Annotated in this window: 28 protein-coding genes; 20 read left to right on the forward strand and 8 right to left on the reverse strand. The window is 38.7% G+C overall.

Features of this window, described 5'->3' with window-relative positions; all coding sequences use genetic code 11:
• Positions 1-22: 22 nt before the first annotated feature.
• Positions 23-1,360: an AAA-like domain-containing protein gene (locus ACOCD9_RS04045; RefSeq protein ID WP_287703152.1), complete on the forward strand. Its 1,338-nt coding sequence runs from the start codon at positions 23-25 to the stop codon at positions 1,358-1,360.
• A 21-nt stretch (positions 1,361-1,381) separates the two neighbouring features.
• Here ACOCD9_RS04045 and ACOCD9_RS04050 read toward each other — a convergent pair whose 3' ends face one another.
• The 4 genes from ACOCD9_RS04050 to ACOCD9_RS04065 all read right to left on the reverse strand — a co-directional run bounded on the left by ACOCD9_RS04050 (position 1,382) and on the right by ACOCD9_RS04065 (position 10,467).
• Positions 1,382-7,165, reverse strand: a complete 5,784-nt coding sequence (locus tag ACOCD9_RS04050) for an AAA family ATPase (protein ID WP_419546464.1) — start codon at positions 7,163-7,165, stop codon at positions 1,382-1,384.
• Between the two features lie 72 nt (positions 7,166-7,237).
• Complete coding sequence (locus ACOCD9_RS04055) at positions 7,238-8,617, reverse strand: radical SAM protein (protein WP_287703148.1); 1,380 nt, start codon at positions 8,615-8,617, stop codon at positions 7,238-7,240.
• Positions 8,618-8,701: 84 nt separating this feature from the next.
• Positions 8,702-9,358, reverse strand: a complete 657-nt coding sequence (locus tag ACOCD9_RS04060; protein WP_052278461.1) for a hypothetical protein — start codon at positions 9,356-9,358, stop codon at positions 8,702-8,704.
• Between the two features lie 23 nt (positions 9,359-9,381).
• On the reverse strand, positions 9,382-10,467 hold the full coding sequence (locus ACOCD9_RS04065; RefSeq protein WP_419546466.1) for an amidohydrolase family protein: 1,086 nt from the start codon (positions 10,465-10,467) through the stop codon (positions 9,382-9,384).
• A 294-nt stretch (positions 10,468-10,761) separates the two neighbouring features.
• On the opposite strand from ACOCD9_RS04065, the gene ACOCD9_RS04070 reads away from it, so the two are divergent.
• On the forward strand, positions 10,762-11,034 hold the full coding sequence (locus ACOCD9_RS04070; RefSeq protein WP_045357897.1) for a BrnT family toxin: 273 nt from the start codon (positions 10,762-10,764) through the stop codon (positions 11,032-11,034).
• Positions 11,018-11,272, forward strand: coding sequence for a BrnA antitoxin family protein (locus ACOCD9_RS04075; RefSeq protein WP_002738362.1), 255 nt, complete (start codon positions 11,018-11,020; stop codon positions 11,270-11,272). Before ACOCD9_RS04070 ends, ACOCD9_RS04075 begins: the two co-directional genes overlap by 17 nt.
• An 88-nt stretch (positions 11,273-11,360) precedes the next feature.
• On the opposite strand, the gene ACOCD9_RS04080 is transcribed toward ACOCD9_RS04075, so the two are convergent.
• Both ACOCD9_RS04080 and ACOCD9_RS04085 read right to left on the reverse strand, forming a co-directional pair.
• Positions 11,361-11,576, reverse strand: coding sequence for a hypothetical protein (locus ACOCD9_RS04080; protein WP_002757627.1), 216 nt, complete (start codon positions 11,574-11,576; stop codon positions 11,361-11,363).
• Positions 11,573-11,899, reverse strand: a complete 327-nt coding sequence (locus tag ACOCD9_RS04085; RefSeq protein WP_199328840.1) for a DUF4258 domain-containing protein — start codon at positions 11,897-11,899, stop codon at positions 11,573-11,575. Before ACOCD9_RS04085 ends, ACOCD9_RS04080 begins: the two co-directional genes overlap by 4 nt.
• 485 nt (positions 11,900-12,384) lie before the next feature.
• Between ACOCD9_RS04085 and ACOCD9_RS04090 the strand changes: the two genes are divergently transcribed.
• The 7 genes from ACOCD9_RS04090 (at position 12,385) to ACOCD9_RS04120 (ending at position 15,702) form a co-directional block, all read left to right on the forward strand.
• The gene (locus tag ACOCD9_RS04090; RefSeq protein WP_002798105.1) at positions 12,385-12,792 is read left to right on the forward strand and encodes a hypothetical protein; all 408 of its coding nucleotides are present in this window, start codon (positions 12,385-12,387) and stop codon (positions 12,790-12,792) included.
• Between the two features lie 119 nt (positions 12,793-12,911).
• The gene (locus ACOCD9_RS04095) at positions 12,912-13,322 is read left to right on the forward strand and encodes a hypothetical protein (RefSeq protein WP_002798103.1); all 411 of its coding nucleotides are present in this window, start codon (positions 12,912-12,914) and stop codon (positions 13,320-13,322) included.
• Positions 13,323-13,395: 73 nt separating this feature from the next.
• Positions 13,396-13,893: an AidA/PixA family protein gene (locus tag ACOCD9_RS04100; protein ID WP_002798101.1), complete on the forward strand. Its 498-nt coding sequence runs from the start codon at positions 13,396-13,398 to the stop codon at positions 13,891-13,893.
• A gap of 226 nt (positions 13,894-14,119) precedes the next feature.
• Positions 14,120-14,407, forward strand: a complete 288-nt coding sequence (locus ACOCD9_RS04105) for a BrnT family toxin (protein ID WP_012266238.1) — start codon at positions 14,120-14,122, stop codon at positions 14,405-14,407.
• A complete protein-coding gene (locus ACOCD9_RS04110) occupies positions 14,385-14,657 on the forward strand; it encodes a hypothetical protein (RefSeq protein ID WP_419546469.1) in 273 nt (90 codons plus the stop codon). Before ACOCD9_RS04105 ends, ACOCD9_RS04110 begins: the two co-directional genes overlap by 23 nt.
• A 263-nt stretch (positions 14,658-14,920) precedes the next feature.
• Positions 14,921-15,211 carry a DUF1778 domain-containing protein gene (locus ACOCD9_RS04115; RefSeq protein ID WP_002799472.1) on the forward strand — a complete coding sequence of 97 codons (291 nt, stop codon included), beginning with the start codon at positions 14,921-14,923 and terminating at the stop codon, positions 15,209-15,211.
• Positions 15,208-15,702 carry a GNAT family N-acetyltransferase gene (locus ACOCD9_RS04120; protein ID WP_104396702.1) on the forward strand — a complete coding sequence of 165 codons (495 nt, stop codon included), beginning with the start codon at positions 15,208-15,210 and terminating at the stop codon, positions 15,700-15,702. Before ACOCD9_RS04115 ends, ACOCD9_RS04120 begins: the two co-directional genes overlap by 4 nt.
• A 232-nt stretch (positions 15,703-15,934) precedes the next feature.
• On the opposite strand, the gene ACOCD9_RS04125 is transcribed toward ACOCD9_RS04120, so the two are convergent.
• Positions 15,935-16,057 (reverse strand): hypothetical protein, encoded by a 123-nt coding sequence (locus ACOCD9_RS04125; protein WP_287703141.1) that lies wholly within the window; start codon positions 16,055-16,057, stop codon positions 15,935-15,937.
• 440 nt (positions 16,058-16,497) lie between these two features.
• On the opposite strand from ACOCD9_RS04125, the gene ACOCD9_RS04130 reads away from it, so the two are divergent.
• The 10 genes from ACOCD9_RS04130 to ACOCD9_RS04175 all read left to right on the forward strand — a co-directional run bounded on the left by ACOCD9_RS04130 (position 16,498) and on the right by ACOCD9_RS04175 (position 25,157).
• Positions 16,498-18,108: a glycosyltransferase family 39 protein gene (locus ACOCD9_RS04130; protein WP_012265239.1), complete on the forward strand. Its 1,611-nt coding sequence runs from the start codon at positions 16,498-16,500 to the stop codon at positions 18,106-18,108.
• A gap of 212 nt (positions 18,109-18,320) precedes the next feature.
• Complete coding sequence (locus ACOCD9_RS04135; RefSeq protein WP_070108816.1) at positions 18,321-18,650, forward strand: hypothetical protein; 330 nt, start codon at positions 18,321-18,323, stop codon at positions 18,648-18,650.
• Positions 18,651-18,779: 129 nt separating this feature from the next.
• Positions 18,780-19,103 (forward strand): hypothetical protein, encoded by a 324-nt coding sequence (locus tag ACOCD9_RS04140; RefSeq protein ID WP_419546471.1) that lies wholly within the window; start codon positions 18,780-18,782, stop codon positions 19,101-19,103.
• A gap of 8 nt (positions 19,104-19,111) precedes the next feature.
• The gene (locus ACOCD9_RS04145; protein ID WP_419546473.1) at positions 19,112-19,723 is read left to right on the forward strand and encodes a class II aldolase/adducin family protein; all 612 of its coding nucleotides are present in this window, start codon (positions 19,112-19,114) and stop codon (positions 19,721-19,723) included.
• Positions 19,724-19,829: 106 nt separating this feature from the next.
• The gene (locus ACOCD9_RS04150) at positions 19,830-20,033 is read left to right on the forward strand and encodes a hypothetical protein (protein ID WP_419546475.1); all 204 of its coding nucleotides are present in this window, start codon (positions 19,830-19,832) and stop codon (positions 20,031-20,033) included.
• 169 nt (positions 20,034-20,202) lie between these two features.
• Positions 20,203-21,591: an argininosuccinate lyase gene (gene argH, locus ACOCD9_RS04155; protein ID WP_311131281.1), complete on the forward strand. Its 1,389-nt coding sequence runs from the start codon at positions 20,203-20,205 to the stop codon at positions 21,589-21,591.
• Positions 21,592-21,819: 228 nt separating this feature from the next.
• Positions 21,820-22,275, forward strand: coding sequence for an NUDIX hydrolase (locus ACOCD9_RS04160; protein WP_079209690.1), 456 nt, complete (start codon positions 21,820-21,822; stop codon positions 22,273-22,275).
• A 349-nt stretch (positions 22,276-22,624) separates the two neighbouring features.
• Positions 22,625-24,082 carry an SUMF1/EgtB/PvdO family nonheme iron enzyme gene (locus ACOCD9_RS04165; protein WP_419546477.1) on the forward strand — a complete coding sequence of 486 codons (1,458 nt, stop codon included), beginning with the start codon at positions 22,625-22,627 and terminating at the stop codon, positions 24,080-24,082.
• 440 nt (positions 24,083-24,522) lie between these two features.
• A complete protein-coding gene (locus ACOCD9_RS04170; RefSeq protein WP_287703124.1) occupies positions 24,523-24,759 on the forward strand; it encodes a CopG family transcriptional regulator in 237 nt (78 codons plus the stop codon).
• Positions 24,759-25,157 (forward strand): type II toxin-antitoxin system VapC family toxin, encoded by a 399-nt coding sequence (locus tag ACOCD9_RS04175; RefSeq protein WP_287703122.1) that lies wholly within the window; start codon positions 24,759-24,761, stop codon positions 25,155-25,157. The genes ACOCD9_RS04170 and ACOCD9_RS04175 overlap by 1 nt, the downstream gene beginning before the upstream one ends.
• A gap of 270 nt (positions 25,158-25,427) precedes the next feature.
• On the opposite strand, the gene ACOCD9_RS04180 is transcribed toward ACOCD9_RS04175, so the two are convergent.
• Positions 25,428-26,513 (reverse strand): molecular chaperone DnaJ, encoded by a 1,086-nt coding sequence (locus ACOCD9_RS04180; RefSeq protein WP_419546479.1) that lies wholly within the window; start codon positions 26,511-26,513, stop codon positions 25,428-25,430.
• Between the last annotated feature and the right edge of the window lie 283 nt (positions 26,514-26,796).

Genomic DNA, 26,796 nt, shown 5'->3' on the forward strand with positions numbered 1-26,796 from the left:
CTTCTTACCTTGGACAAAAATAATGAAATTCGAGGAAATCCAAGAGATTCTTAATCGGCAACTGCTCAAGCTTGAGAATCGCTGTCTCAATGACACAGAACAATTATTATTGCGAGGACTTTGGCAGAAAAAGAACTATCAAGAAATTGCCCAAGAAAACGGTTATAGTAGCAGCTATCTTGCCAATGTAGTTGCCCCAGGACTCTATGATAGACTCTCGCAACTGATCGGAGAACCGATCAATAAGAAAAATTTTTTACCTAGACTACAATCTCATTTTAGCAACTCCACATCGCTTCAGTATTACGGTAATGAATATCCCGAGAATGAGCGTCCAGAATACCCAGATGCTCCTGTTCCCTATAATTCTTATTATTATCTAAAACGAACAAAACTTGAAGCAAAAATTATCGAGGAAATCGGACAATCTGGGGCGTTAGTACGCATTAAAGCTCCCAACAAATGGGGGAAAACGTCTTTATTATTAACAGTTTTAGAGGCTTGTCAACAGCAATTCGGTTATCAAATTGTTAGTTTAGATTTACAAAAAGCAGACCAAGACATCATAGCAAATTTTAACAAGTTCTTACGCTGGATCTGCCGTAATTGCGCTCGGCAGTTGAATTTAGAAGCCAAATTAGATGATTATTGGGATGAAGATATAGGAATTAAAATGAGTTGGACAATTTATTTTGAAGAGTATATTTTACGAGAGATAAAACAGCCACTGGTATTGGCTTTAGACGAAGTGCATCGAGTCTTTGAACATCCGAAAGTAGCGGAAGATTTTTTACCTTTAATCCGAGCTTGTTATGAAGAATCTAAGCGATCTCCCCTGTGGCAGAAATTACGTTTAATTATTGTTCAATCCACAGAATCTTATGTTTCTCTGCGATTAGAACAGTCTCCTTTTAATGTGGGATTACCCATAGAGTTACAGGGTTTTGGTCAAGAACAAGTGGCAGAATTAGCCAAAAAATATCAATTAAATGAATTAGCAACCAACGAAATTCAACAGTTGATCGACTTAGTGGGGGGACATCCTGCCTTGATTCATTTAGCGATTTATCATCTTAGCCAAGAGCAAATCACGATGCCAGATTTAATCAAATCAGCAACTACATCAACGGGAATTTATTCCTCTCATTTACAGCTGCACTGGGTCACTTTACAAAAACAACCCGAACTTGCCGGTATTTTTCAACAGATTTGTCAAGGGAATCAACCAATGATAGTCGATCCAATTATTGCTTATAAACTTAATAGTATGGGTTTAATTAAACTCAGAGAAAATCAAGCAATTGTCAGCTGTCAGTTGTATCAAAAGTACTTTATAAGCCAATATACTGGTTCAGTATAAATAAATTTTTGAACCATGGTATTAAGACAGTGATCGCTCAAGCCAATCATTATTAAATATCGTCTGATAAATCCGATTATGAACGTCCATTTTTCCATGGCGTTTTACCACTAATCCAGATAAAAATAACTCAGGTAAATAGGGATTGTTATCAATCTGTATTGCTTCTTGATGGAGGATTTGTCGATACAAGGTTAATAACTGGGGTCGGTTTGGACTTTGAAGAAGGCGATCTTGAATGGTTTTTAAATGTTCAGGTTGATCCTGCATCTCCCAATCTTGAATAATTTTTTCTGCTACTAAGTTGGCCAACCATTGTTCTTCTTGATTAGAGGGGATTGGTTGCTCACTATCCCGCATCAGTTGACAGAGTTTTTGAGTTAAGAAAGGTTGCCCTCCCGTCCAGCTTAAGACTTGTTTGAGCATTGTCTGAAGATTACTGACTTTTTCTGTTAACCCATATAATAAAGGTTGAGCTTCGTGTTCTTTAAAACTTGCTAATTCAATAGCGTTACCAATATTAAAAGGTGTTTTCTGGGGGTCAGTAATTAAAGCTGAAGGTGTGGTAGCACCAAAAAAGGCAAAAGTTAGCTCTTGAAATTGAGGTTGAATCGCTCTCTGGTTATAAAAAGAACGAATTAAAGCAAAAAAGTCAGAGACATCAAATTTTAACCCTAAAATGCTATCAATTTCATCAATAAATATAACAGTCGATTTGCCAGATTGCCGCTGATTAAAATCGTCATTAACTAGAAGAAACTCTTCCATAAATTGTCCTAATCGTTGTACAGGAGGCAGGTCTAATTGTTCACTCCACCAAGCTTTAAAAGTTTTCAATTCTTTGATTAATCCAAAACTGCGGAGCAGATCAACGGCTAATCCTTTATACCATTGTTCGGGGGTAATATTGTCTGTTCCTAGCCGAGTTAAGTCAATTACTGCACATCTAATTCCCTCCTTTTGTAATTGGCTCATCATCCGTACCATTAAGCTAGATTTTCCCATTTGACGTGCATTTAAAACATAGCAAAATAGACCTTGTTTGAGAGCTTTATAAAGATTGCGATCAGCTTGTCGCACCACATAATTCGGTGCATCCATCGGTAAACTGCCCCCCACTTGATAGACAAATTTGGGAGGTTGTTCAGCACTTTTAAGTAGGTCATTTTCAAAGATAAGTTCTGCTTGGGTTGCTTTCAGTACCTCTAAAGTGTTTGTGAGTTCTTTTGTCCGTTCTTCTACTCTTTGTTCTAAGGTTTGATAGAGTCTGGAGTTATCAATAGAGATAGCAGCTTGAGCTGCTAGAATATTTAATAGTTCAACTCTTTCTGAGGTAAATGCGCTGGTTGTTAAATTATTTTCTAAATAAACAATTCCTTTTAATTGACCTTGATTGAGTAAAGGAGTACAAAGAATGGATTTAGTTTTTTTAGCCACAATATAATAATCATTGGTAAATTGACCTGATGAAGTGGCATCATTTAAAACGATAGTTTCTTTTGTCCGAGCCACATAGTAAATAATACTGGTGGGTAAGATAGGAATTGAGTTATCATGGTCGATAGATTCTATGGGAATCGGCTGTAAGATATTAAGCGTTTCTTGATCAATTGTTCCTTGAGCTTCAATGACCCAATTTCCTTCCTGTTCTAAAATCAGACAACTTTTCTGCGCTCCTGCATTTTCAATGACAATTTTCATTAAATTTGTTAGGAGATTTTCTAGTTTAATTTCTCCAGAAATCGCTTGCCAGGCTTTAAGAATAGTGGTTAAATCAAGAACTGCTCCATCATTACCAGTAGTTGAAATAGTGGTACTCAGTCCTTTAGATTTGTTTTGATTGCTGATGCCTAATAAATATTGAGGGTATTCTTCTTCTAATTGTTTAACTTTGGCCTTTGCACCCCAACGAATGTAACAATGATAAGCATTTCTGAGGTATAATTTCCCGATTTCTTCTCTACCTAAAGTAAAATAAAATTCAGAGGCACGCTCATACGCTAAAGCCTCTTCATGGATAAATTCATATTTTTTTGCTCCTTGAATGGCTTTTTCATAAAATTCTTGAGCTTTCCAGTTTTGACCTAAGACTCTCGCTTTTTCTGCTTCAACTAGATCATATTTATGTTGAAAATTTGCTGGACAATGACTAGACCATATTGCCATCTTCTGCTGATTGTTATCTACTTGTTGTAGTAATTTTCTTTGATCATTTTGCTCTGTGTCATGATAATAAGCTAGAAAACTCAAAGATGAATAGAAATTATGTTGAGGAGAAATCAAAAATGAGTTTATAGTTGGGTTTGAAATATATTTAAGTCCTCTTTCTCCATAAGTAACTGCCGACTTGTAAATCTTAAGAAGATAAAATAATAATAGTTTAGCAAAGTAAATCAGAAAAAGTAACCATTCATTGTTAGTCTGATTTAATTGGTCTAAAACTGCATTTTCTTCTTCAGTGGATTTACCGACAAATAAAGCAATTTCTTTTTTTAAGCTTTTTTGTAAATTATTGACTATATTATAAGAAATTTCTTGGTAAAAAGAGGAAAAAGTTTGCTTGAGTTTTTTAATAACTCGATTATACTTGATATATTCCTGTTCAACTTCTTCCAAATGATAACCTCCCAACAGTCTATAAATACAATAGTCTATAGCTACATAAGAGGCAAACTGGTTATCCCCTACATCTAAACCGATTTGAAAACTCTTTAGTAACTCGTTATCGATCTCTTTATTTCTCAGATACTCTTTCCAGTGATATATACATCCATAATGTGTCTGTATAATAAGAGCTTGTACTTGACGAATATTATATTTATCGAGCAATTTAAGGGCTAATTTACCAAATTCATATCCTAAATTATAATTATTGATAGAGCCACATAATATCATTCCATAGTAGCTATATGTTGCTGCTGATTCAGGAGAATTTCCATGGTTGATAAATAAATCAATCTGTTTGAGGATTATTTTTATATGTAATAGGGGATCAGTAGTTGCCGTCGAAGACATTATTTGTTGTAAGATTTGAATGGCTTTAAGCTTATAGGGATCAGTCATAACAGGAAGGCTTTCTAAATCGTCAATTTTCCTTTTTTGTAGAATTAAATTTAAGGACTTATTAATGCTTTGATTAATATTACTTTTGCCATTTCTTCTATAAATTGAAATTCCCAGTTCTTTCAAAGTTTTTAAAGCGGTATCAATCGCCTGATCAGGTTGAAAATTTGCATAATAAAATTCAATCTTTATCTGATATGTTTTGACTTTATCTAAGATCGATTTAGCTTGGTTAATAATGATATTTGAATAAAATAAAATTTGCTGAAATTCTGTATTAAGAAAGAGAGAATGTAATTTTTCTTCATGAAGTTCTAAAGTCAATTGATACTGCTCACTCCAACTATTAGTTGTTAATAAACTGAGACCAGAATCTAAATACTTTAATGCTGTTTCATAAGCAGTTGATGCTTTAGCTTTTTTAGCAGCTTTAAGATTTAATTCTGCCAAATTATCTTTTTCTTGTTGCTCAGTAATTAGCTCAGAACCTTCATTAAGTTGATTAACAATTTCAAAAATATTGTTTAATAATTCATCGTCTGTAATGTTTTTTAGCAGTAGGCGACCAATTTGTAGATGAGTCCTTTTCTTTTCTTCCTCTGGAATTAAAGAATAAACTGCTTGCTGCACTCTGTCGTGTAAAAATTTATAGGAAACACAGTTAGAATACCCACCCAAAGTTTCAGTTTCTAAGAGTTGTCTCGATAATTCTTTTGAATCCCAGAGTAGAGCTAGTTTATAGTTATTATCTAATGGTATTACTAACCCTTTATCAAGGGCTAATTGTAGTTGTTGAGCCGTAATATGTTGAGATGTATTATTTACAATAGAAAGAGCTTCTAGACTAAATTGATTACCAATACAAGCGGCTAATTTTAGAATATTTTGAGTTTTTTGAGCTATTTTTTTTATTTTATGGGTCATTAAATCAACGACATTATCGGTAATTGATAGACTTTTAATTTCGGTAAGATCCCATTGCCAATAACTTTGCTTATTATTTTCCAATTTAGTAGAGGAAGGATTAAATATTATGAAACCATCTTGGTATAAAGAATAGAGAAACTGAGCGATAAAAAAGGGGTTTCCACCTGTTTTCTGTGTCACCAAATCTGCCAAAGGCATAGTAACTTCTATCGAACAACTTAAGGTATCAGCAATTAATTGATTAATGTGCTTCATCTGCAAAGGAGCAAGAGTAATTTTCGATACAGAAACTTGTGATTGCTGAATTTTCTCTAAAGTATTCATTAAAGGATGAATCGAACTAACTTCATTATCTCGATAGGCTCCAATTATCAGAAAATATTTAATGTCAGAATCTGATATTAATTGTTCAATTAAGTTTAAAGAGGGTAAATCTGCCCATTGTAAATCATCGATAAATATCACTAATGGATTTTCTTTTTGAGAAAAAACATTGACAAATCGTTTAAAAAATAAATGAAATCTATTTTGACTTTCACTTCCTCCTAATAGTTCAACAGGTTGCTGTTTGCCAATAATTTTTTCAACTTCGGGAATAACATCGATAATAATTTGACTGTTCTTACCCAATGCTTCCAAAATTTTCTCTTTCCAAGCTTGCAGGATATTTTCTGGCTCACCTAGAAGTTGACGGATTAAGATTTGAAAGGCTTGAGAAATAGCTGAATAAGGAGTATCTCTTTGTAATTGATCAAATTTTCCTCTAATTAATCGCCCTTGTTTATATGTAACTTGTTGGTAAATTTCATGAACTAAAGCTGATTTCCCAATCCCTGAATAGCCAGAAATGAGGATCATTTCAGTGGTTCCTTGGCTAACCCGATCAAAAGCCTTCAAAAGTTGAGTAACTTCCCGTTTTCGACCATATATTTTTTGAGAAATCTGAAATTTCTCAGTCAGATCCTGACCACCTAAAGAAAACTGAGCAATCTGTCCTAACGTCCTTAATTGGTGAAGACAGATTTCTAAGTCAGCTTTAATACCCAAGGCAGTTTGATATCTTTTTTCTGGGGTTTTTGCGAGCAGTTTGTTAATGATATTAGAGAGAGTTAAGGGAATCTCTGGAATGAGTTGATGAACAGGTAAAGGTTGTTGGGCAATATGACAATGAACTAACTCCATAGGATCGGTGGTTTCAAAGGGCAATTGATTGGTTAAAAGTTCATATAAAGTAACTCCAAGGGAATAAAAATCACTACGGTAATCTAGACCTCGGTTCATTCTCCCTGTTTGTTCTGGGGCAATATAAGCTAAAGTCCCTTCTAATTGGTTAGGAGGACAAGCTGTGAAAAATTCTTGGGATAAACGGGTGGAAATACCAAAATCAATGATTTTCAGTTGTTCGCTTTCAGGGTTATAGACAATATTAGATGGGTTAATGTCTTTGTGAATAATATTAGCCTGATGAATAGCAGCTAACCCCTCAGTTATTTTAATAGCGATCAAAAGAAAGTTTTCCAAATTTAACTTATCTTGAGATAGTAATAACTCTAAAGATCGACCTCCAAAATCTTCTAAAAACATTATCAAACTATTATAGTGTCGCTGTAAATCATAAGCTTTAACAACACTGTCTATGTTCAAAGAACGGATAATTTCATATTCCTGTCGATAACGGGTAATCTCTGAAGGAGTTGGATAATTTTCTTTAAGAATTTTAAGAATAATCGGTTGAGCATTTGCCTTAAAAATACCTCGATAGACTAGAGAACTAGAACTTTCATAAATTTTTGTGATTAGTTGATAATCTTTCATAACTCACTTTTTAATAACGTTTTTACTTATTTTCTACCATTTGAGCGGAAAAATGTCCATTAAACTCTTAGATCAGACTTGAGAATAAATTTCTGTCACCGTTGTGGTTAGCACTGAGTATCCATCTTTTAGTTCTTGATGAATTATTTGCGATTTCCACATCTCACAGTCTTGACAAGCTCTTCTTTTTTCTAATTGATTAAGAATTAAATCTTGTCGTAGTTGCTGGAATAACTCTCCCGACCAAATATCTTGTAAAGTTTGTTGATTATAATCCCCTAAACTTTCAATCTCTTGATCAAAACCTAGTCTAAATAAGGTTTCTATACAGTAGTAGATTTTGCCATTGGGTAAAACTGCCATTTCCAGAAAAGGGAATAAACAAGTCCAGCGCCCTTGCGCTTTTTGTTGATAATATTGGAGAGATTTTTCTACCCCTTGATTGTGTTTTTTTAGTCGCATATTATTTTCTTGATATTCAGCAATATTAAGGATAAAAACACTATTAACTTTTGATAACCAACGATTTAAAAATGCTTCTTCTTCCTCAAGATTAACATTGTAATTTCTGACAAAAGAGGTTCTAATTTCGCAGTCAATACCCAACTGATCTCTAATTCTTAACAGATCAATTGTATTGGATTCGACCTGACTTAAATCTCCACCTCGAATTCTTAAATAAGTCTCTGGAGTCGCCGCATCAAGACTAATATCAATACTGGTTAAACCCGATTTTAACAGAGCTTTAATATAAGTTTTATTCAGAAGTTGACCATTAGTAGTTAGATGAACTTTTGGAACACCTTGCTGTCGGCAAAGTTGAATAAAGTCTATAAGTTTAGGATGAAGTAATGGTTCTTCAACACTACCTATTACAATGGTAGTTGCTGCTTTTCCACAGTCTGCTGCTAGTTTTTCCATCATCTCCCAAGACATGACTTTTTTCTTTTGAAAAAAATCTGTAGTATGATTAGACTTTATCGAAGAACTATGATAGGGACACATAACACACTTAAGATTACAAGTGTTACCAACAACAACTCTGACATAAGAAGGTGCGATCGCTTTTCCATAATGACAACTAAAATAATGTAACTGCTCATCTCTATCTATTGCCGATAGTAAAACTAATGGAATAGGCTGAGGTTGAATAGTTTGGCTTGTTAGGAATGTCTCTATGTGGGGTTGTAATTGATGCCAAATATCACTTAATTCTTGGGGATATAAATACGCTAGTATAGGATAACTAGGCAAACCCAAATCTGAAAGAATGGGTAAAGTTGGCTGAAAAACAACAACCGCATATTTATCCTTAGTCGTCATTAGCAATTTTTTGATACTATGAGGATGCAAAGGAATATTATGGGAGGGAATCTCAAGAATTCTATCTGAAAAGATAGAAGTATTTATTGTCAGATCGGATAAAAGGTTCTGAGGATCTTTAATAATCATTTTTTGACCAATTTAACGATAAAATCCCCACCCTTTAGGTGAGGCGAGCAATTCTTATTTTTGTTCAATTAGTTTGCAAGGCTTCTAGGAACAAGTTGTCGGAATATAAGGATTGTCGGCAAAATATTTCCCTGGTTTTCGGTTTGATATCCAGTCGGACAAATCATCTGCATTTAAAGTGGCATTTCCCCATGACGGCTCAGGTGGATAGGGAATAATCATTTTAAACAACTCTGGTGCATTGTTATCTGCATCCAATATTTGACCAATAAAGCTACTATACGTCACTTCAAATAAGTAACCCAAGCTTGGGTTTTGCTCTCCCAGTTCATATTCATCAAAGATTGGAAAAATATATTCATCGGGTGGTTTACCTTGTGGAAAGAAGACTTGTTTCAGTAAATAAGCTGGATCAGATTCATCAACGGTTTCTAGTGGTTGTTTGGGATTAGCTCCAAACAATTTTTTGAGGTGATCAGCATTCTTTCCTTTTTTCAATCCCTGGTCTGAGGTCGGATGTTCAAAATAAGTCCTTAAGAGATTGGCCACTCTCTTTTGCTCGGCGTATTTCTCTTCATTTTCATCAGCCCATCGCCAAATATAAGCAATAATTTGAGAAACTTGTTTTGACTGTTGATAAAGACGCTGTAAAAAATTAATGTGTGGGGATTTATGTTTCATTTGATGAGCGGCTTCATTAACTTTTTCTGCCTTGTAGAATAAGCTACGAGTTTCAAACATAAGTGTGCTTCCTTTTTGAGAAATTAAATTGGACAATAAAATCGCTGAGGATTTTCCCAAACGATTTTTTTGACTATCTCCTGAGATAAGTTGTCTTCAAGTCCTATAACTTTTTTTACCGCATCAGCCTGATGATCCATGTGAGGATAATCAGACCCGAAGATTAAGTTATCAGAACCGATAAAATCAATGACCTGAGCCAAACAAGGTTCAGAGGGTTCCCCTGCAATGTAACACTGACGGCGGAAATACTCCGATGGTAGTAATTTTACCCGATCTTGGACTTCCCAATGTAAATTTTTATACTCCTCGTCAAGCTTCCATAACCAATAGGGAAGCCAACCACACCCTGACTCTAGAAACGCCACCCTCAGCCTCCGATGACGTTCTAAAACCCCCCCTTCAATTAAGGCTAACAGTGCCATCATTTGTTCCATCGGGTGAGAACAAGCATGAAGCGCAAACCGACTATTAAACCGCTCTGCACCAGTGGTGGGTAAGCGGCTATGAGTGCCTTCATGAATTCCTACAGCCATGTCCAAATCCTCGCAGGCCGCCCAAAAGTGTTCATAGGCTCGATCGCTCAAAATTCTGCCTTTAACGGGATTAGGGCGCAAAAAAACCGCCTTCCAGCCCAAGTTTGCCATGCGGTGTAGCTCTTTGACCATATCTTCGGGATCATGTTGATTGACTGCAGCGACTCCTTTCAGTCTAGCCGGGTCATAGCTACAATATTCTTCATATAACCATCTATTATAGGCACGGACAAAAGCCCCCATCACTTCGGCAGGTAGGCTATCAATGGCAAATAACCACAGTCCATAGGTAGGATAAATAAAGGCCCTATCTACCCCCATTTGTACCATTGCTTGAACATGGGACTCTGGGTTATAGCGATTGAGATAAGCGTGGGGATGAGCTTGCATCATCTGCTTATTCCCTTCTGCTTGGACTTGTGGGGAGATTTTTTGACTAATCGGTTCTCCTTTGATTTTCATGTCACCAGAAGGAGCAAATTCCCTAAATTTAGGGTCTAGGTATTGGCCCCACATTGCGGGGGGTTCAATGACGTGGGAATCAGCATCAATAATTTTGTACCCGTTGAGCATAGCGATTTTTCGGCAATTTTCTACCTAAATTATATTTGATTGGGAAAAAGCGATCGCTTTTTTTAGGCTTTTTTTTCATCCCCTAAAACTCCATGGATTGATTGGGTTAAACTTGATACAACACTTTATTAAACTTAACGAATGGAAGCGATTGAATTTAAAATGATTCTTCATCATGGCACAGTTGTCATTCCCCCTGAATACCCCTCTAAGTGGGAAGGTAAGGCGATCCGTGTGATACTCTGAAGGGGTTTTGAGCTTGACTCAACCTTCTAAGATACATATAATGTATGTATGACATTTGAATATGATCCCAGAAAAGCAAAAACCAACTGGCAAAAGCACGGTGTTTCCTTTGCAGAAGCTGAAATGGTGTTTTTTGATCCCCTCGCTATTCATGATCTTGATCCCGATTGTATAACAGAAGAACGTTTTATTGCAGTGGGGATGGGAAACATGGGATCACTATTAGTGGTTATTTATACTTTGCGGGGTGAAGTCATTCGCTTGATTTCCGCTCGTCGTGCTACAAAACAAGAGAGAAAAACTTATGAGAAAGGAATATGATTTTTCTAAAGGAAAACGAGGGGCGCTCATTTCCTCTCAGGGAAAAACACGCATTACCATTTATCTAGATGATGAGATTCTAGCTTATTTTCGAGAACAGGCTGAAACCGCAGGAATGGGTTATCAAACCCTAATTAATGAGGCTTTAAAACAATATATCCAATCTCCTTCTGAGCGATCGCTCACTCAGTCCGATTTACGTCGTATTCTTCGGGAAGAATTATCAGCCCTCCAATAATGTTGCTTATGATAGTTACAAGTTAGCCGATCGCTGTCTGTTTTCAAGGATTGCGATCGCTTTTTAATTTTTTCTTGTCAAAGTTTAGTTAAACGGTAAGAGGGGTAATTTTGTAAAGATGTGCTAAATTGGAAGCTTTTTGTAGATCACCTTGACGAAGGGCTTCTCGGACATCATCTAATTTTTGAGCGTCTTCTAATGATAAATAGGGCGACCATCCTTCGGGAGTCTCAATCAGTTCTACTTCCACTTCAGCCATGTACTCTCCAATGTGGATGAGTTTAATGTGAGGCTTTTTTGTCATGGTTTTCTCCTTGTAAAATCACTTGACCAACGTGCTGGATCAGGTCTATAGGCAGTGACTAGAACAGCAGGCGATTCGGTATTCTTGGCTATACCCCAAACCACATGAACGGGTTTACCCTGACTATCTTTCTGTAAGACTAGCACACAACGCCCTTGAGGATATTCCGGGTAATCTTCGAGAATGACAGCTTCTCTAATACCTGTTATCACATCCCTTACCAGAATACCGTCATTTGCTAGTTCATCGTAGCCATGGGCTGATATTTTGACTTGCCCACGGGAAAGTAAAGCCAGAACTAATTGGAAGGTTATACTCATCATCTAATCATAGCATCTCTTTATTCAAGGAAGAAGGTGATCGCTGTCTGTTTTCAAGAATTGCGATCGCTTTTTTGCTGCCTTCTTTTCATCCCCTAAAACCGCTACAAGTCAGAGGGTAAAAGGGTTTTGAGGATTTTAGCCGAATGATTAATTCATTAGTTCTACTTTCAGGGATGAGGGAGTCATACCATAAAGTGACCCTTTGAATCTAATATAAATCTAATATAAATCTCATATAAAAGTTAATATTCTGCTCAAAAAAACCTATTAGAAAAGTATTAACTTTAGAGATTGCCATTACTCAAAATAAAACTTATTCTGGTATCAAAGGTGATTGAAGAAATCACTTTTAACTCAAAAGACAACACATTTTGCTTTATAGCATTATGTCTAACTCGAAGACTTCAGCAATGGATTTTTGAGAGTGTCTTAGGAGTGTACAAGGCTAACTCAATTAGTTATCTATATCATAAGGAGTCATTTTCATGCAAGTAACCACAACACAAGCCGATTTACTGCCTCACATTTCTACTGAGCAAGGCGTTCCTCAAGCTGCAACTATGGAAGTTCCCACATCCGCAACTGTTGCCCAAGAAGCTGTATCAGGTAGTTATACCTTTTTTGGTTTTCTTGAAGTAGATTATTCTCTGTCTATTTCTCCTCCCCAAATTAAAGTTGACCTTTTTATTAATGCTTTAGGTCAAAAAATCAGAATTGCTGGGGTTGATCTTAATCCTAATCACCCCACAGCCAAAATTGGTGGTAGTGCTTTAGGCTTCAAAGCAGAAGTTGAGTTAAGCTTTGACTTTAATACTTATATATTAACAATTAAAGCCACTGGCTGCGCTCCTTTTGTTGGTTGCAAAACAGGTTCTACTACTATTCATCTTTAAAAACAAATAAGGTGATTGAACTCAATCACCTTTAACCTAACCCAAAAGACCAGACATTTTCCTTTATCGGTCTCCAATCAAATCTTAAATCAACAAAAACAACACAAGAGGTAAAAATAATGGCTAATACAATTCAACCTAGCGAGTGTAGCATTTTTATTCAAATTTGGGTGGATACCAATGCTCTTCAAAACGGCTCTACAAAAGGTGTCTATCTAGTAGATAGCAATCACAACAATGGCAGTTCACAAGAAGGAACAACCTTTCTTAAAACTAATGCTACAACTAACAGCAAAATTTGTTGGACAATTCTAAATACTAACATTAACTCTGATGTTCAACTTAGCATTGCCAATCTTTCAAATGCAAGTGTTTTTGGAGCGGGAGGTACGCCGCAACAATATCAGCCTAATATTTGGACTGGACAAGTACAAGCTAATGGAGAGGCTCAGTATTCAATAACCTTCAATGCTGAAAAAGGTGTAGGAATTACCACGACTGTTAATCCAACTCTGTCAGTGCACTCCTAAACATTCCGCATGGGGTTTCAAAAACTTTGGGCATTCAATTCTAATCAACACAATTAAACCAGAGAGACAAACCATGATTACTTTACATCCAGATCGTACTGTTATTCGCGTAGCCGAGAAACCACAATTTAATCCGACAACGGCGATTACGATTGCTGTTGACACAGCCTATGTTGCTGCACAGCAAGGTCGAAATATTAATCAAGGTATTTATATGATGGACAATATGGTAGCTAACGGTAGCTCTGGGGAAGGAACACTAGAATTACATACTAAGTGTCCTGTGGGTAGCTTAATCGGCTTTAATACAGTACCAATTAATGGTGAAGGAGCATCAGGAGATCAAGTTATTATTACTGGGTTTACAGTATCTCAGGGAAATGTTTTTACTGCTGCTGGTCAACCCCGAAAACAGCCTTCTCCTAATAAAGAACCTGATGGCAGCTATTGGATTGGACAAGCGTTAAATACAGGATCACAAACCTATCAGATACAGATCAAAGTGACAGTTGGTCAACTTCAACCTGTTTCTTATTTCATTAACTGGGATCCATTTATTACAGCCCAATAACTAAAATGTGATCGCCCCTTCTTCTCGATTAGGTTGAAACAACGAAAATCAACACTAATAAAGGTGTGTTACTGCGGTGACACACCTTTTACTATCAGCGGCGATCGCTTATATATCTCTCTATTAATCAAACTTTGGCAAGACGCGATCGCACAGGAAAAATTGTTATTCCGCCCTCAGGATATGCTACAATGCGGGATATTTCAGTTGACAAAGTGGCAATGATTTGGAACTAGCATTTGAATGGGATAAACAGAAAGCAAAAATAAATCAAAGAAAACATAACATTTCTTTTGAAGAAGCATCCACCGTATTTGATGATCCCTTAGCTGTAAATTTCGATGATCCTGACCATTCTACAGGGGAGAATCGCTATCTTATAATAGGTTTATCAGATCAAAGTAAATTTCTATTTGTTTCTTATACGGATCGTGATCATAAAATTCGTTTAATTAGTGCAAGATTAGTTACACCCAAAGAAAGGAGATATTATGAACGAGAAAATCCAAGATGAATTAGAAGATGACTTGCGAGAAGAATATGATTTAAGTCAACTTAAAAATCCTGTTCGCGGAAAATATTACCAACAGTATCGGGAAGGTCATAGCGTTACTATTCATCATGAAGATGGAACAAAAACGATTGAACATTTTCCAGCGCAAAATGATGTAATTATTCTTGATCCTGATGTTAAAAAGTATTTTCCTAATTCGGAATCCGTTAATGCTACTTTAAGAAGTTTAATTAAATTAATTCCTCAATAATAGTGCGATGCCTACGGCACTGCATAGCAGCACGCCGCTCTTGTAGGTTGGATTGAAATAACGAAACCCAACACTAATAAAGGTGTGTTACTTCGGTGACATACCTTTTACCTATCAGTTATAATGGAAAGGTTTGAAGCCTAGACTTTCATCAAATGATGCTCATCTCTCTGAAAAATCTGGGTATCGTATCGTACATAGTGTAATGTCGTTGTCACTACATTATGTTAAAATAATTAAGTTTGGAATTACACACCCATCTTATGAGTAGTAAAACAAAAAGTAAGACTCCGCGTAATACCCTAAATTTGCGAATTAAGCCAGAAGAACGCAATTTGATCGATATGGCAGCCAAAGTGCAAGGTAAGAATAGAACTGATTTTATTTTGGAAGCCGCGCGGAATGCTGCGGAGGAAACTTTGCTCGAACGTACTATTTTTTTGGCTAGTCCAGAGGCTTATGCAGAATTTATCGCACTTCTAGATGCACCACCTCAACCTAATGAACGTTTACGCAAAACCATGCAGACGCTCGCACCTTGGGAGAAGGAATGAATTTGACACCACCTGAACCTCTGGCTAGTTATCACTCAATCACTGATTTTTCCTGCGGAATTACTTCTCTTGATGATTGGTTGAAGCGTCGAGCTTATGCTAATCAAGCCAGTGGTGCAACTAGAACTTTTGTTACCTGCGTTGACAATAGGGTAGTTGGGTATTACGCCTTTGCTTCCGGGGCGATTAGTATACAATCAGCTAATGGTAAATTTCGGCGGAATATGCCTAACCCAATTCCAGTGGTAATTTTGGCACGATTGGCAGTAGATACTTCTTACCAAGGTCAAGGTTTAGGATGCGGTTTATTTCGTGATGGTGCGCTACGGGTTGTTAAAGCGGCTGATACCATTGGTATTCGGGGAATTATTGTTCATGCTATTTCAGAAGAAGCTAAGAATTTTTATTTGGCTTTAGGTTTTGATGTGTCTCCTCTTGAACCGATGACGTTGATGATTACTCTTAATGATTTACGCGCTTGTATTGCTTAGTGCGCTACAGGGGCAACACGGGGTCAACCACAGGGGGTTTGCCCCTACAGGTACGTTTAAGTCCAGAATAACTAAGATTCTGGGACTAAATAACGACGAGAGTTAACAAACACAGTGCGATCGCCGACGAGGGTAGGTTGGATTGAGGCAACGAAACCCAACGCTATAAATCAACAGGTGTTTTTATCATTTGTCACCTCCCTAATTACCGTAAAAGTTGCATCACTTTTTCCTAAGCAGCCATATTATTCCGCCAACAGAATAATATGGCTGCTTGTTGTAGATTAATTTTTGCCTTTTCGGTTTGTTTTAATCCAGCATATAAAAGACCACGACTACGGACTACAGTAATCATAACAATTGTCGTCGGTTGGGTTGACCCAAGGAAACCCAACAAAAAGCAATGGGAGGAGGGGAATAGCGAGCGCTCATTCAGACAGATTTAGGTGTTGGGTGTTGGGTTTCGTTCCGAGGTCTCAATCTACAAAACGATGCGGCGCTCGCCCTGAAGTTCTTTCCCAATCATCGTCGTCTATTCCGTATTTCTCTCTTAAGTGCTTCTCATCCATAGCTTTCATGCCATCATACCTTTACCCTCCTGAACGGTTACGCTTTAGGAGTTAGTATATGCTAGGATCACTGTCAACTCAGTATAAATAAGAGTAAGTAAATAAACATGAGGCTCTTCTGGTACTGACAGTTTCTTCCGCCAAATAGCCCTAAAAGTCTTGCCCGATAAGCATTTCACGATTCTATAAGCAAAAATTATCACACAAAGTCGAGAGGAGCCAACATATGAGTTTAAAACCTCAATCTCTAAGAACAAAAAAACATTTTAGCATAAATGTATTACTAATCATCGTCATTCTTTCACTAAGTATTTTTTTGAGGTTTTTTGAATTATCCCAAAAACCCTATACAACAGACGAGGTAAGAACGCTGCTTAGTTCTTCAGGATATACCAGCCAAGAGCTTATCTCTCAATCTTTTAATGGACAAATTCTTACTGTTAAAGACCTAAACAAGTATCAAGACTTTGCCAGTGAGAAAACTGACAAAGATACTATTTACGCCGTAACTAAACAAGATTCCAATCCGCCTCTTTACTTTATCCTACTTCGCTACTGGATGAAATTTTGGGGTAATTCGGTTCTAGTGACTCGCGGTTTATCTGTGTTGATAGGCTTATTACTATTACCTGTGGTTTACTGGTTATCTTTAGAATTATTTTCATCAAGTATAGTAGGTTGGATGACAGTTTGCTTAATTGCTGTTTCTCCTTTCCATATGATTAATTCTCAGGAAATTCGTTTCTATAGTCTATTTTCGTTAGCAATTATATTATCTAGTTTGGCACTACTACGCAGCCTGAGAAGTAACAATAATTTTAACTGGTTAGGTTATGGATTAACTCTTGCATTAGGTATTTATTCACACGTTAATTTTATCTTTGTCTATTTTGCACAAACAGTTTATGTAATTGTTACTCAAAAATTTAAGTTTAATAAATTAATACTAAACCATATACTGGCTTCTACCATTTTATTTGTTTCCTTTCTTCCTTGGGCTTTATTTATTATTATAAATTGGAGCAACCTCACATCTGGGCTAGGCTGGATGACTAACTTTCAAATTAGTGTCCTTGAAAGAATATTAACAATTATTTTTAATACATCCACAGTTTTAGTGGATTTTAACAACCAGTTCAATTTTAAAAACCCCTTACCGTATCTAATATTTATTATCATTATATATTCCTTTTGGTTTATGTATCGCAAGGCTCCATTTCATACTTTCTTATTTATAGCTCTATTAGTTATCATACCTGGTCTATCCCAGATTATTCCCGACTTTTTGCAAGGTGGTAGAAGAACTATATACTCTCGCTATCTTACTCCAAGCTATATAGGGGTTAGTCTGTCTGTTGCTTATTTACTTGCTTCTAAAGCTTTTCATGGTGTTGAAAAGCCTCTCAAAAGAAGGTTATGGCAATTGATCAGCATAGCCATAATTTCTCTAGGAATATTTTCCTCTCTTGCTATTGCTAAATCTCCTACGGGAAGAACTCAAGGAATTGTACCTATTATGAACTTACAGATTGCTGAAGTAATTAACAAATCACCTAATGTCTTAGTAATTACTGATGATATGTACCATCGAGTTCTGGCTTTAACTCACTTACTAAATTCAGATGTTTATCTACAGGTTGTCTATGGGGAAAATCAAAAGGAACTAGAAGAAAAACTATCTAAATTAGAGCAAATAGGTAGTAAATTTGACAATATATTTCTATACATCCCCTCTGATCAATTAATTCAGCAAATCGAGACTAATGGTTACAATACTCAGCTTATAGTCAGTGATAAGGATAAAAAGCGATATTGGCTTTATAAAATAACTAAGTAGGGTCTGGATTTGCCCAATACATGAATGCTAAAAAATTAACAAAACCTTGATTGACAAGCTGCCACTGGGTACACTTTCCCCTTGAAAATGGCTGTACCGTTGGCTGTATCTAGACTAGAGCGATTCCGTAGAGTTGGCTGTATAGTGATCGCTAACCTTATTAACACAGATGATGTCATTAATCTCTAGAGTCAGCGATTCCTTCTGTAGCCATGTTTTTGATGGTTTTCTCCCCTGAAACAAGCTATAATGGCAAAAAGGTCAAATTTGAAAAATTTTGGGCGTTGCTGAATCAAAATATGAATGCCAACTGTGCAGGTTCCCGTGCAAAAGTTAGTTTGGGTCTAGGTTTTAAAAATCCCAGACAAGAAGATTCCTATCTCAAATCAGCAACCCCAGGATTTCATGGGTATTTCCTCGGTTTGGGTGATTTGAGCTTCTATCAAGAGTTGGCTGAATATCGGTGTAAGTCTTGCTATCAAAGAGTTTTGGGCTTTTTTGACCAGAAAGTGGCAGAAACAAAGGTTGGGAAATCAAAATAAGCTAAGAGGTTTATCCTTTTACAATGTGATCACTAAACTGTTCCGCAGTTCCGTCGTTCCCGAAAAGAAAAACTTTGTACTTCACCATTAAGATAACTGCTATAGTATCGAGGAAAACTAGAATTGTCTATGAACACATTTACTCCCCATCAAATTGTTAGTTTATTCTGCAAAAATCGAACTTTATACGGAGAAGTAATTCAGGTTATCGAAAGTCGTTCGGCTCTTTGGGTGCGTCCTCTTTGGTTAATTATAGCCGATAATTTTGAGACCATTGATGTGCGGGAATGTTCCGATTTAATCCTGCCGATGGAATTATTTAACCCCGCCTTAGATACGGAAGTTTTACCCCTATTTTCTCAAGCAATTAAAGATAATTATATCACTAATATCTCCTATCCTCTCCAGGAATTTGTGCGGAAAGTGTGTCAAAATTATCCCGAATATTTTTAGAAAAATTTATGATTGATGAAGGTTACGTTAAATACAATTGTACTTGGATTCCTGACCGTCCCTTAATAAGCTCAGAGATTGCAGAATTAAATTATTGGCGCAATCGCCTCTATCGACTGGGATTAATCGGTCAATACGATAACGGAATCGGTTTTGGGAATGTGAGTCAACGAGGGAAAATAGACAAAGAAATCATTATTTCTGGCACTAACACTGGGGGAATCCCAGTATTAAATGAATCCCATTACACCACAGTTATAGACTACGATTGGAGAGAAAATCGGGTCACTTGTCGGGGAACAATCGCCGCTTCTTCGGAAACTCTCACCCATGGAGCAATTTATGAAGCGAATCCCCAGATTAATGGGGTGATTCATATTCATCATCGCCCCCTGTGGCAAAATTTAATGTATCGAGTGCCGACCACTCAAGAAAATATCGCCTATGGAACCCCAGAAATGGCCGCAGAAATTATCCGTTTATGTCAAGAAGATCATCTAGAGGAGCAACAAATTTTAGTGATGAGTGGTCATGAAGAAGGAATTATCGCCTTTGGGCAAGATTTAGCAAAAGCGGGCAATTTATTATTATCCTATTACCAGCAATCTCAATCATCTTGAAAGTGACCTCCTTTCCAACTCACCGCCGGGGAGACAAAAGTGGTTTTGATTTAGTCGTTTTCATGTTAACTTATTCTGTAGATTTTCGTTTTTAAGGAATGCCATCGTGATCGACACCTTCCATCATCTATCTGTCTCGATCGACTTTTCGCCTCTTACCAATGTCTTGATGACTATTTCCGAGCAAGACGTGGATATCATCGGCAATGTCCAGAAAGCCTTCTCAAATTTTGTCAAAACTGGGCAAGCATGGGCCCTATTAACCGGTTTGATTGTCGGTTATATGTTCCGAGGTTTTACTTCTTATTAGCTTTTCGCCTATCGGCCTTCAGCCAGAGCGAGCAATTCTTGCTATTCTTATGTTTGTAGGGTTGGAGATTTTTCTAACCTGAAGCGGTAATGCTATCAGCACCGGATTATTCCCCAAAATTGTCCAGCATATTTTGGTTAACTTTATCCACAATCATCTAACGAAAACAGTGACAGCAAAGAAAACTTGGAGCGATCGCTTTGAAGGTAGTCTCCATCCTACGATCGTAGAATTTAACGCCAGTATTGGCTTTGATATCGAATTAATCGAGTACGATCTCACCGGATCGATCGCTCACGCCAAAATGCTCGCCTATACGGGTATTATCAGCCCCGAAGAAGCAGATAGTCTCGTCTCTGGATTGGAACAAATTCGTCAAGAATACCGCACCGGCAACTTTAACCCCGGCATCGATCAAGAGGACGTGCATTTTGCCGTGGAACGTCGTTTAACCGAGATCGTGGGAGATGTGGGCAAAAAACTGCACACGGCCCGTTCGCGCAACGATCAGGTAGGGACGGATATACGTCTGTATCTTAGACAACAAATCGATGATATTAGGCAAGAAATTCGCAATTTTCAGCAAGCTTTAGTCAATCACGCTGAAAACCATCTGGAAACCCTGATCCCCGGTTACACCCACCTACAGCGCGCTCAACCGATTAGTTTAGCCCATCATCTCCTCGCTTATTTTCAAATGGCCGAACGGGATCACCAAAGATTAGGGCAAATTCGCGCCAGGACTAATATTTCGCCCCTAGGATGTGGCGCTTTAGCGGGGACGACTTTTCCGATTGATCGTCATTACAGCGCCAATTTACTCGATTTTGAGCAGGTGTATAACAATAGTCTCGATGGAGTTAGCGATCGAGATTTTGCCATTGAATTTATGACAGCCGCTAGTCTGATTATGGTCCACCTGAGCCGTTTGAGCGAAGAAATGATTCTCTGGGCTTCCCAAGAATTTAGTTTTATCACTCTCACCGATAGTTGTGCCACGGGATCTAGCATTATGCCCCAGAAAAAAAACCCCGATGTTCCCGAATTAGTGCGCGGCAAAACAGGGCGGGTTTTTGGGCATTTACAAGCGTTATTGACCTTAATGAAGGGTTTACCCCTAGCCTATAACAAAGACTTGCAGGAGGACAAGGAAGCGTTATTTGATGGCGTTAAAACCGTGCGGATTTGTTTACAAGCGATGACGGTACTTTTAGCCACCGGGATTCAATTTAAAACCGACCGATTAGCTAATGCGGTGGCGGAAGATTTTTCTAATGCGACGGATGTGGCGGATTATTTAGCCAGTAAGGGAATTCCCTTCCGAGAAGCTTATAATTTAGTCGGGAAAGTCGTTAAAAGCAGTTTGGCAGCGGGTAAGTTATTAAAAGATTTAACCCTGACGGAATGGCAAGAATTACATCCAGCTTTTGAGGCCGATATCTACGACGCGATCGCTCCTCGTCAGGTGGTGGCGGCCCGTAATAGCTATGGTGGCACAGGTTTTGAACAAGTGCGATCGGCTTTAATTCAAGCTAAAGCCATTCTCGATCATGATTGATATTGTTAGGGGTTGGGGGATAGGTGTTAGGCAAAAGTCCTGACTTGAAAGAGGGTGTAGGGTGTGGGGTGTGGGGTGTAGGGAAGGAAACCTCTTTCTTCTGACAATTAGCCGAACCTCCCCCAATCCTTTTACTGTTGCCTTTTGCCTTTTGCCGTTCGGCTGAGCTCACGGCCGAAGCCTTTTGCCTCGTCTCAACAAGCAATTTAAATTACGAACAGCTTATATATGGGTCGTGTTTGGCATTTTATTAAAAGTGTGATGGGAATTATCTTTCGTCATCCTGTAACTGGGGTGACAATGATTCCGCTGCTTGCTGATGGTACAATTGTTTTAATCCGACGCAGAGACACCGGCAAATGGGCCCTACCGGGAGGGATGGTCGATTGGGGGGAAGATATTTTTAATACTGCTCAAAGGGAATTAAAAGAGGAAACAGGATTAAATTTAGTCAGTTTAGGGCGTTTAGTCGGGGTTTATTCCTCTTTTGAGCGTGATCCGCGTATTCACTCCATTTCAGTGTTAATTGAAGTTACGGCCGCGGGGAATTTTCAGATCAAAGATACATTAGAAGTTAGCGAGGTGAGAGCTTTTAGCGTCGAAACTTTACCTCTAGGCAATCTCAGTCACGATAATGGTCGCCAACTAGAAGATTATCTCAGGGGTGCCACTGTAGTGGCTTGATTTTTTTCTAGTATCGGCTCTCCCAGGTTTGGTGGGTAAAATGTATTCTAGGATACAGTCCTGCTGGCGAGTGAGTGGAACGAACCACAAAGACACAAAGGACACAAAGATTGATCGATCATATTGTAAGTTAAACTGATCACACAGAACCTAGAAGAGCCAAATAACTGGAAGGTTGATACTTGGCTATGGATTTGGTAGCATGGCGGCGGAAAAAATGTGCTTATTATGGGCAAACCACAAATCTCTATCGGAATTCCCCTAGTTCCTCACCAGACCAAACCTCTAACCCCTAGAATCTGCTAAGTTACCTAGTAAATCAGTAGCGACTACACTGGTAGAAACCAAAGTGAAGAAGAAGTCAGAGATCCAAATTTTCCTAGCTCACGCTAGTGAGGATAAACCAGCAGTTTTGGCACTGTATAACCGCCTCAAGCAAGCGGGGTATAAACCTTGGTTGGATGAAGAAGACCTGATTCCGGGTCAAATTTGGCGAGATGAAATTCCGAAAGCGATTAAAGCTAGTCAGATTTTTCTCGCCTGTCTGTCAGCGAAATCGGCTAAACAGGGATACATCCAACGGGAGTTGAGGATTGCACTTGATACCTTGGGACAGATGCTACCGGGGACAATTTTTTTTATTCCTATGAGGTTAGAAGAATGCGAAATTCCTGATCTGCGAAGTGCAGAAGTTGGCTTGAATCTGCGAGATATTCACCGGCTTGATTATTGGAAAGAAAACGGATTTGAGCAACTAGAAAGAGCAATTACCTATCAATTCAAGCTTGAACCAGAAGAGCCAAAAAAACCGGTAATCGTTCCAGAAGAGCCAAAACAACTGTTATCAGTATTTAACTTTGAGATCGTGGGAGTAAATGCTAAGGGTGAGCAAATTAGAAAAGAGTCGAAACAGTCCCAATATTTCAGCGAAGATCTGGGCAACGACATCACCTTAGAAATGGTCGCCATCCCGGGGGGAACTTTCCTGATGGGAACAGAAGACGAGGAAATCGAAAGACTGGTGAAAAAATTTAACTGGGACGGATTTAGAAGTGAAAGACCTCAACATCAAGTAACTGTCCCACCCTTCTTTATAGGTAAATATCCCATCACCCAGGCCCAGTGGAAAGCGATCGCCTCTCGCACCGATTTAAAAGTAGAAAAAGACCTTGATCCTGATCCTTCCTACTTTAAAGATCCCCCCAAACCCCCCTTTTTAAGGGGGGCTTCCGATTCCCCCCCTTTTGAAGGGGGGGCTAGGGGGGGATCGCCCACACGCTGGGATAGACCCGTGGAACAAGTCAACTGGTACGATGCGATCGAGTTCTGTGCAAGATTATCAAAACTAACGGTTCGGGAATACCGACTACCGAGTGAAGCGGAATGGGAATACGCTTGTCGTGCTGGAACCACCACCCCGTTTTACTTTGGGGAAACCATTACCGGGGAATTGGCCAACTACGGTGCCAGTAATACCTACGCAGAAGAAGCGAAGGGAGAATATCGAAGCGAAACAACTCCCGTGGGACAATTTCCCCCCAATGCCTTCGGACTATACGATATGCACGGCAATGTCTGGGAATGGTGCGCCGATACTTGGCATAATAATTATGATGGTGCGCCGACGGATGGCAGTGTCTGGATAGAAAATGGTAATGATAATCGTTCTCATCTGCGGGGCGGTTCCTGGGGCTTCAATCCTAATGACTGCCGTTCCGCGTTTCGCTACTACGACTTCTTCCGCCGCGACCTCCGCATCTACAATTACGGTTTTCGGGTAGTCTGCGTATTCGGGAGAACTCTCTAACCCTTTTTCTCTTTTTTCCCTTTTTACCCTCATTCTCTATTTTTTCTTTTTTCTTTTATTTCCTGCTCTTAGACGGGTCGATTTTTTTGAGAAAATGGCGTTAATGTTAAATTTTATTAAGACAATGAAAGAATTATCGGTTATCAGTTGGGAAGGTGGTGTTATATTATGGGTAGTAAAGTTGCTCAAAAAGCTGGTCAGTTTGCTATTAGAATAGTAAACGCTGATAAATATCTCAGCCCAGAAAAGAAAGAAGTTATCCTGTTATAATAAAGTTAATTGATAAGTAGGTAGGCGTTAAAAATTATCAGATGCCCCCTTATCAAGGGGGATCCCCCCGCCTACCGGCACCCCCCTTATCAAGGGGGGCAGGGGGGATCGAACCTACAGTCCATTTTTCATTTAATTATAACCAGCTACTTATTTGCTTAATTTAAGTTATGAACTTCAACCTTTATCTGGAAGATGAATTAAGTCAGCAACTACAGGCTTTATCTCGCTCTACAGGCAAATCCCAGAATGCTTTGATTCGAGAAGCAATACAGCTTTTAATTACCACAAAAGAACAGTCTCAATGGTCGTCAACTATCCTTAATTTTCAAGGTATAAGTGATGGTATTGTTTTTGAAGCTTATAGAGAGGAACTTTCCCCACCTAGAGAAGATGAGGTGATTTAGTGCTGGTTTTGCTCGATACTTGTACGATTAGTGATTTTGTCAAAGGTGATAGCAACACTCTAGTGCAGATCAAAAATCACTCTCCTAGGGAAATTGCCGTTTCTGCGATAACTTTAATGGAAATCGAATATGGACTATTTCTTAACCCAGCGAAGGCAAAGAAAATAAGACCCATTCTTGACGAATTTCTTGATTCTATCTCAATTCTTGCCTTTGGCAATCAAGAAGCGATTTGCGCCGCTCAAATTAGAGCAGCTCTCAAACAATCCGGCACTCCCATTGGTGCTTACGATCTGTTAATCGGTGCAACGGCGATTACTCATAATCTTAAATTAATTACGGCCAATCCCCAAGAATTTGCTCGTATTCAAGGATTATCGTGGGAGAATTGGCGTTAAAGCTAATCGCCTAACTAATTCGAGAATATATAGGGTTTGCTGAATAAATCTAAAAACCTTGTTGGATAAAGTTTTTAGACTTTTTTTCCCTCAAAAAGTGCCGACCATTGGAGTGATTGGGGGGAAAATTCAGGGACTTTTTCCCTGAAAATTAGGTAATTGACCCCGGCTCGACTGAGCTCGCCGAACGTCCTCAAAATCGGTAAAACCCCACACCCGGCCCCCACAAGAAACTTTTTGCTGCATACCCTAAATATTGGCTTTCTCTCTTTAACGGCTGATTCTGCGAAGTTGCTCCAGAAGTTGCTCAAGAATGTCTTCCATCTCTTCCGGACTGCTGCCCATATTCCTGGCCGGTCCGCGCAGAAACTCTTTAACCGTTATCTTTTTATCGCGGAAGTCACGGACAAAATTATAGACTTTTTCGGTGGATTGAACTTGTAATTTCATCTCCTCTAGCATTTGCTCAATCGGGTCGATGCCATCCTTCTCACAAGCGCGACTGGCCCTCACCATCTCGCCTTCCGGGGTATTTCGCACCGAGCGCAGTTCTCTTTTCAGGTTCTCGTATTGCTTTTTAAGTAGTTCGTTATTGGTTTCAACCTTCTCGCACTGTCGTTTAAGGTCGCTTTCCGATGAGCCTTCAACCGCGAAAGAGTCCCCCATTTGATGCTGTCGTTCGATTTCCAGCAGTCTGGCAATATCTCCCTCTTTATAGGCAAGGTTGACTTCCTTCATGATCTCATTGTGACGCATCCGAGTTTCGGGATCCGTAACCTTGTCGGGGTGAAAAATCTCGGCCATTCTCAGGAAAGTGCGGCGTATTTGTCTAGATTCAGGAGATTTAGGCGAGCTTTCAGGTGATATCTCTGTTCCATCATCGTGACGGCCATAGGAGTCTCCCCCAGAGAAGAAATCCTGCGCGGATTGCTCCGATGCTCCTTCTGGTTCTTCGTCTCCGAAAAGTTCGTCTAGTTCTTCATCTCCATCGTCAAATTTTGGGCTAATCACCCCCGTTAACTGAAGTGTCTCGTAAATTCCGAGAATGCTTTTCTTTGTCTGCTGCCCCATTTTTCTAGCAGTGAGGATTTCGTCAAAAAGGGCGTGTATTTCGCGGTCGAGGTCGGTAAGTTTTTCATAGAGGGGTTGCCCTCTCTGGAAAATCTCCGTCGCCAGGGAACGCATCTGGTCGAGGAATTTCTTCAGTTCGGTGCGTTTTCTGCCAATCTGCTTGAGGAGCCACTGATGCTCCTCCTCTAAAGCTTGGAGACGAAAATGTAGGGAAGAGAGAGCCAAGGCAGGAGAGGTGGGCGAATCAGAGGAGTTCGGTGATTTCGGCTTTTTAGATCTGGTCATTACTTTGGGGTGAAAGCATATTGTCCATTCTACCAAGCCGCAAGGAACCGCATTCCTAAAACTCACCCTTGGCTCATTTTGTTGTTTCTCCCTACTCCCATCACCCCATCACCCCTGCGCCGGCGCTCCTGCGGAAACCTTTTTAAGTGGCTAGAAGCTAGATATATCAATGGTCTTAATTAATTCTTATCAATCGAATTAAATTTTTGTAAATAAAATTCTCGCTCGGATTAATTATTTTTTCCAAATTCCGCTAGACTTATTTAGTAAGTTCAATCGAGAT

This window comes from Microcystis sp., assembly GCF_048564745.1.
Classification (GTDB): domain Bacteria; phylum Cyanobacteriota; class Cyanobacteriia; order Cyanobacteriales; family Microcystaceae; genus Microcystis; species Microcystis ichthyoblabe_A.

Excerpts from the sequence above, each read along its gene's own strand:
- ACOCD9_RS04045 (WP_287703152.1), top strand. The coding sequence starts at position 23 with ATGAAATTCGAGGAAATCCAAGAGATTCTTAATCGGCAACTGCTCAAG.
- ACOCD9_RS04050 (WP_419546464.1), bottom strand. The coding sequence starts at position 7,165 with ATGAAAGATTATCAACTAATCACAAAAATTTATGAAAGTTCTAGTTCT.
- ACOCD9_RS04055 (WP_287703148.1), bottom strand. The coding sequence starts at position 8,617 with ATGATTATTAAAGATCCTCAGAACCTTTTATCCGATCTGACAATAAAT.
- ACOCD9_RS04060 (WP_052278461.1), bottom strand. The coding sequence starts at position 9,358 with ATGTTTGAAACTCGTAGCTTATTCTACAAGGCAGAAAAAGTTAATGAA.
- ACOCD9_RS04065 (WP_419546466.1), bottom strand. The coding sequence starts at position 10,467 with ATGCTCAACGGGTACAAAATTATTGATGCTGATTCCCACGTCATTGAA.
- ACOCD9_RS04070 (WP_045357897.1), top strand. The coding sequence starts at position 10,762 with ATGACATTTGAATATGATCCCAGAAAAGCAAAAACCAACTGGCAAAAG.
- ACOCD9_RS04075 (WP_002738362.1), top strand. The coding sequence starts at position 11,018 with ATGAGAAAGGAATATGATTTTTCTAAAGGAAAACGAGGGGCGCTCATT.
- ACOCD9_RS04080 (WP_002757627.1), bottom strand. The coding sequence starts at position 11,576 with ATGACAAAAAAGCCTCACATTAAACTCATCCACATTGGAGAGTACATG.
- ACOCD9_RS04085 (WP_199328840.1), bottom strand. The coding sequence starts at position 11,899 with ATGATGAGTATAACCTTCCAATTAGTTCTGGCTTTACTTTCCCGTGGG.
- ACOCD9_RS04090 (WP_002798105.1), top strand. The coding sequence starts at position 12,385 with ATGCAAGTAACCACAACACAAGCCGATTTACTGCCTCACATTTCTACT.
- ACOCD9_RS04095 (WP_002798103.1), top strand. The coding sequence starts at position 12,912 with ATGGCTAATACAATTCAACCTAGCGAGTGTAGCATTTTTATTCAAATT.
- ACOCD9_RS04100 (WP_002798101.1), top strand. The coding sequence starts at position 13,396 with ATGATTACTTTACATCCAGATCGTACTGTTATTCGCGTAGCCGAGAAA.
- ACOCD9_RS04110 (WP_419546469.1), top strand. The coding sequence starts at position 14,385 with ATGAACGAGAAAATCCAAGATGAATTAGAAGATGACTTGCGAGAAGAA.
- ACOCD9_RS04115 (WP_002799472.1), top strand. The coding sequence starts at position 14,921 with ATGAGTAGTAAAACAAAAAGTAAGACTCCGCGTAATACCCTAAATTTG.
- ACOCD9_RS04120 (WP_104396702.1), top strand. The coding sequence starts at position 15,208 with ATGAATTTGACACCACCTGAACCTCTGGCTAGTTATCACTCAATCACT.
- ACOCD9_RS04125 (WP_287703141.1), bottom strand. The coding sequence starts at position 16,057 with ATGATTACTGTAGTCCGTAGTCGTGGTCTTTTATATGCTGGATTAAAA.
- ACOCD9_RS04130 (WP_012265239.1), top strand. The coding sequence starts at position 16,498 with ATGAGTTTAAAACCTCAATCTCTAAGAACAAAAAAACATTTTAGCATA.
- ACOCD9_RS04135 (WP_070108816.1), top strand. The coding sequence starts at position 18,321 with ATGTTTTTGATGGTTTTCTCCCCTGAAACAAGCTATAATGGCAAAAAG.
- ACOCD9_RS04140 (WP_419546471.1), top strand. The coding sequence starts at position 18,780 with ATGAACACATTTACTCCCCATCAAATTGTTAGTTTATTCTGCAAAAAT.
- ACOCD9_RS04145 (WP_419546473.1), top strand. The coding sequence starts at position 19,112 with ATGATTGATGAAGGTTACGTTAAATACAATTGTACTTGGATTCCTGAC.
- ACOCD9_RS04160 (WP_079209690.1), top strand. The coding sequence starts at position 21,820 with ATGGGTCGTGTTTGGCATTTTATTAAAAGTGTGATGGGAATTATCTTT.
- ACOCD9_RS04170 (WP_287703124.1), top strand. The coding sequence starts at position 24,523 with ATGAACTTCAACCTTTATCTGGAAGATGAATTAAGTCAGCAACTACAG.
- ACOCD9_RS04180 (WP_419546479.1), bottom strand. The coding sequence starts at position 26,513 with ATGACCAGATCTAAAAAGCCGAAATCACCGAACTCCTCTGATTCGCCC.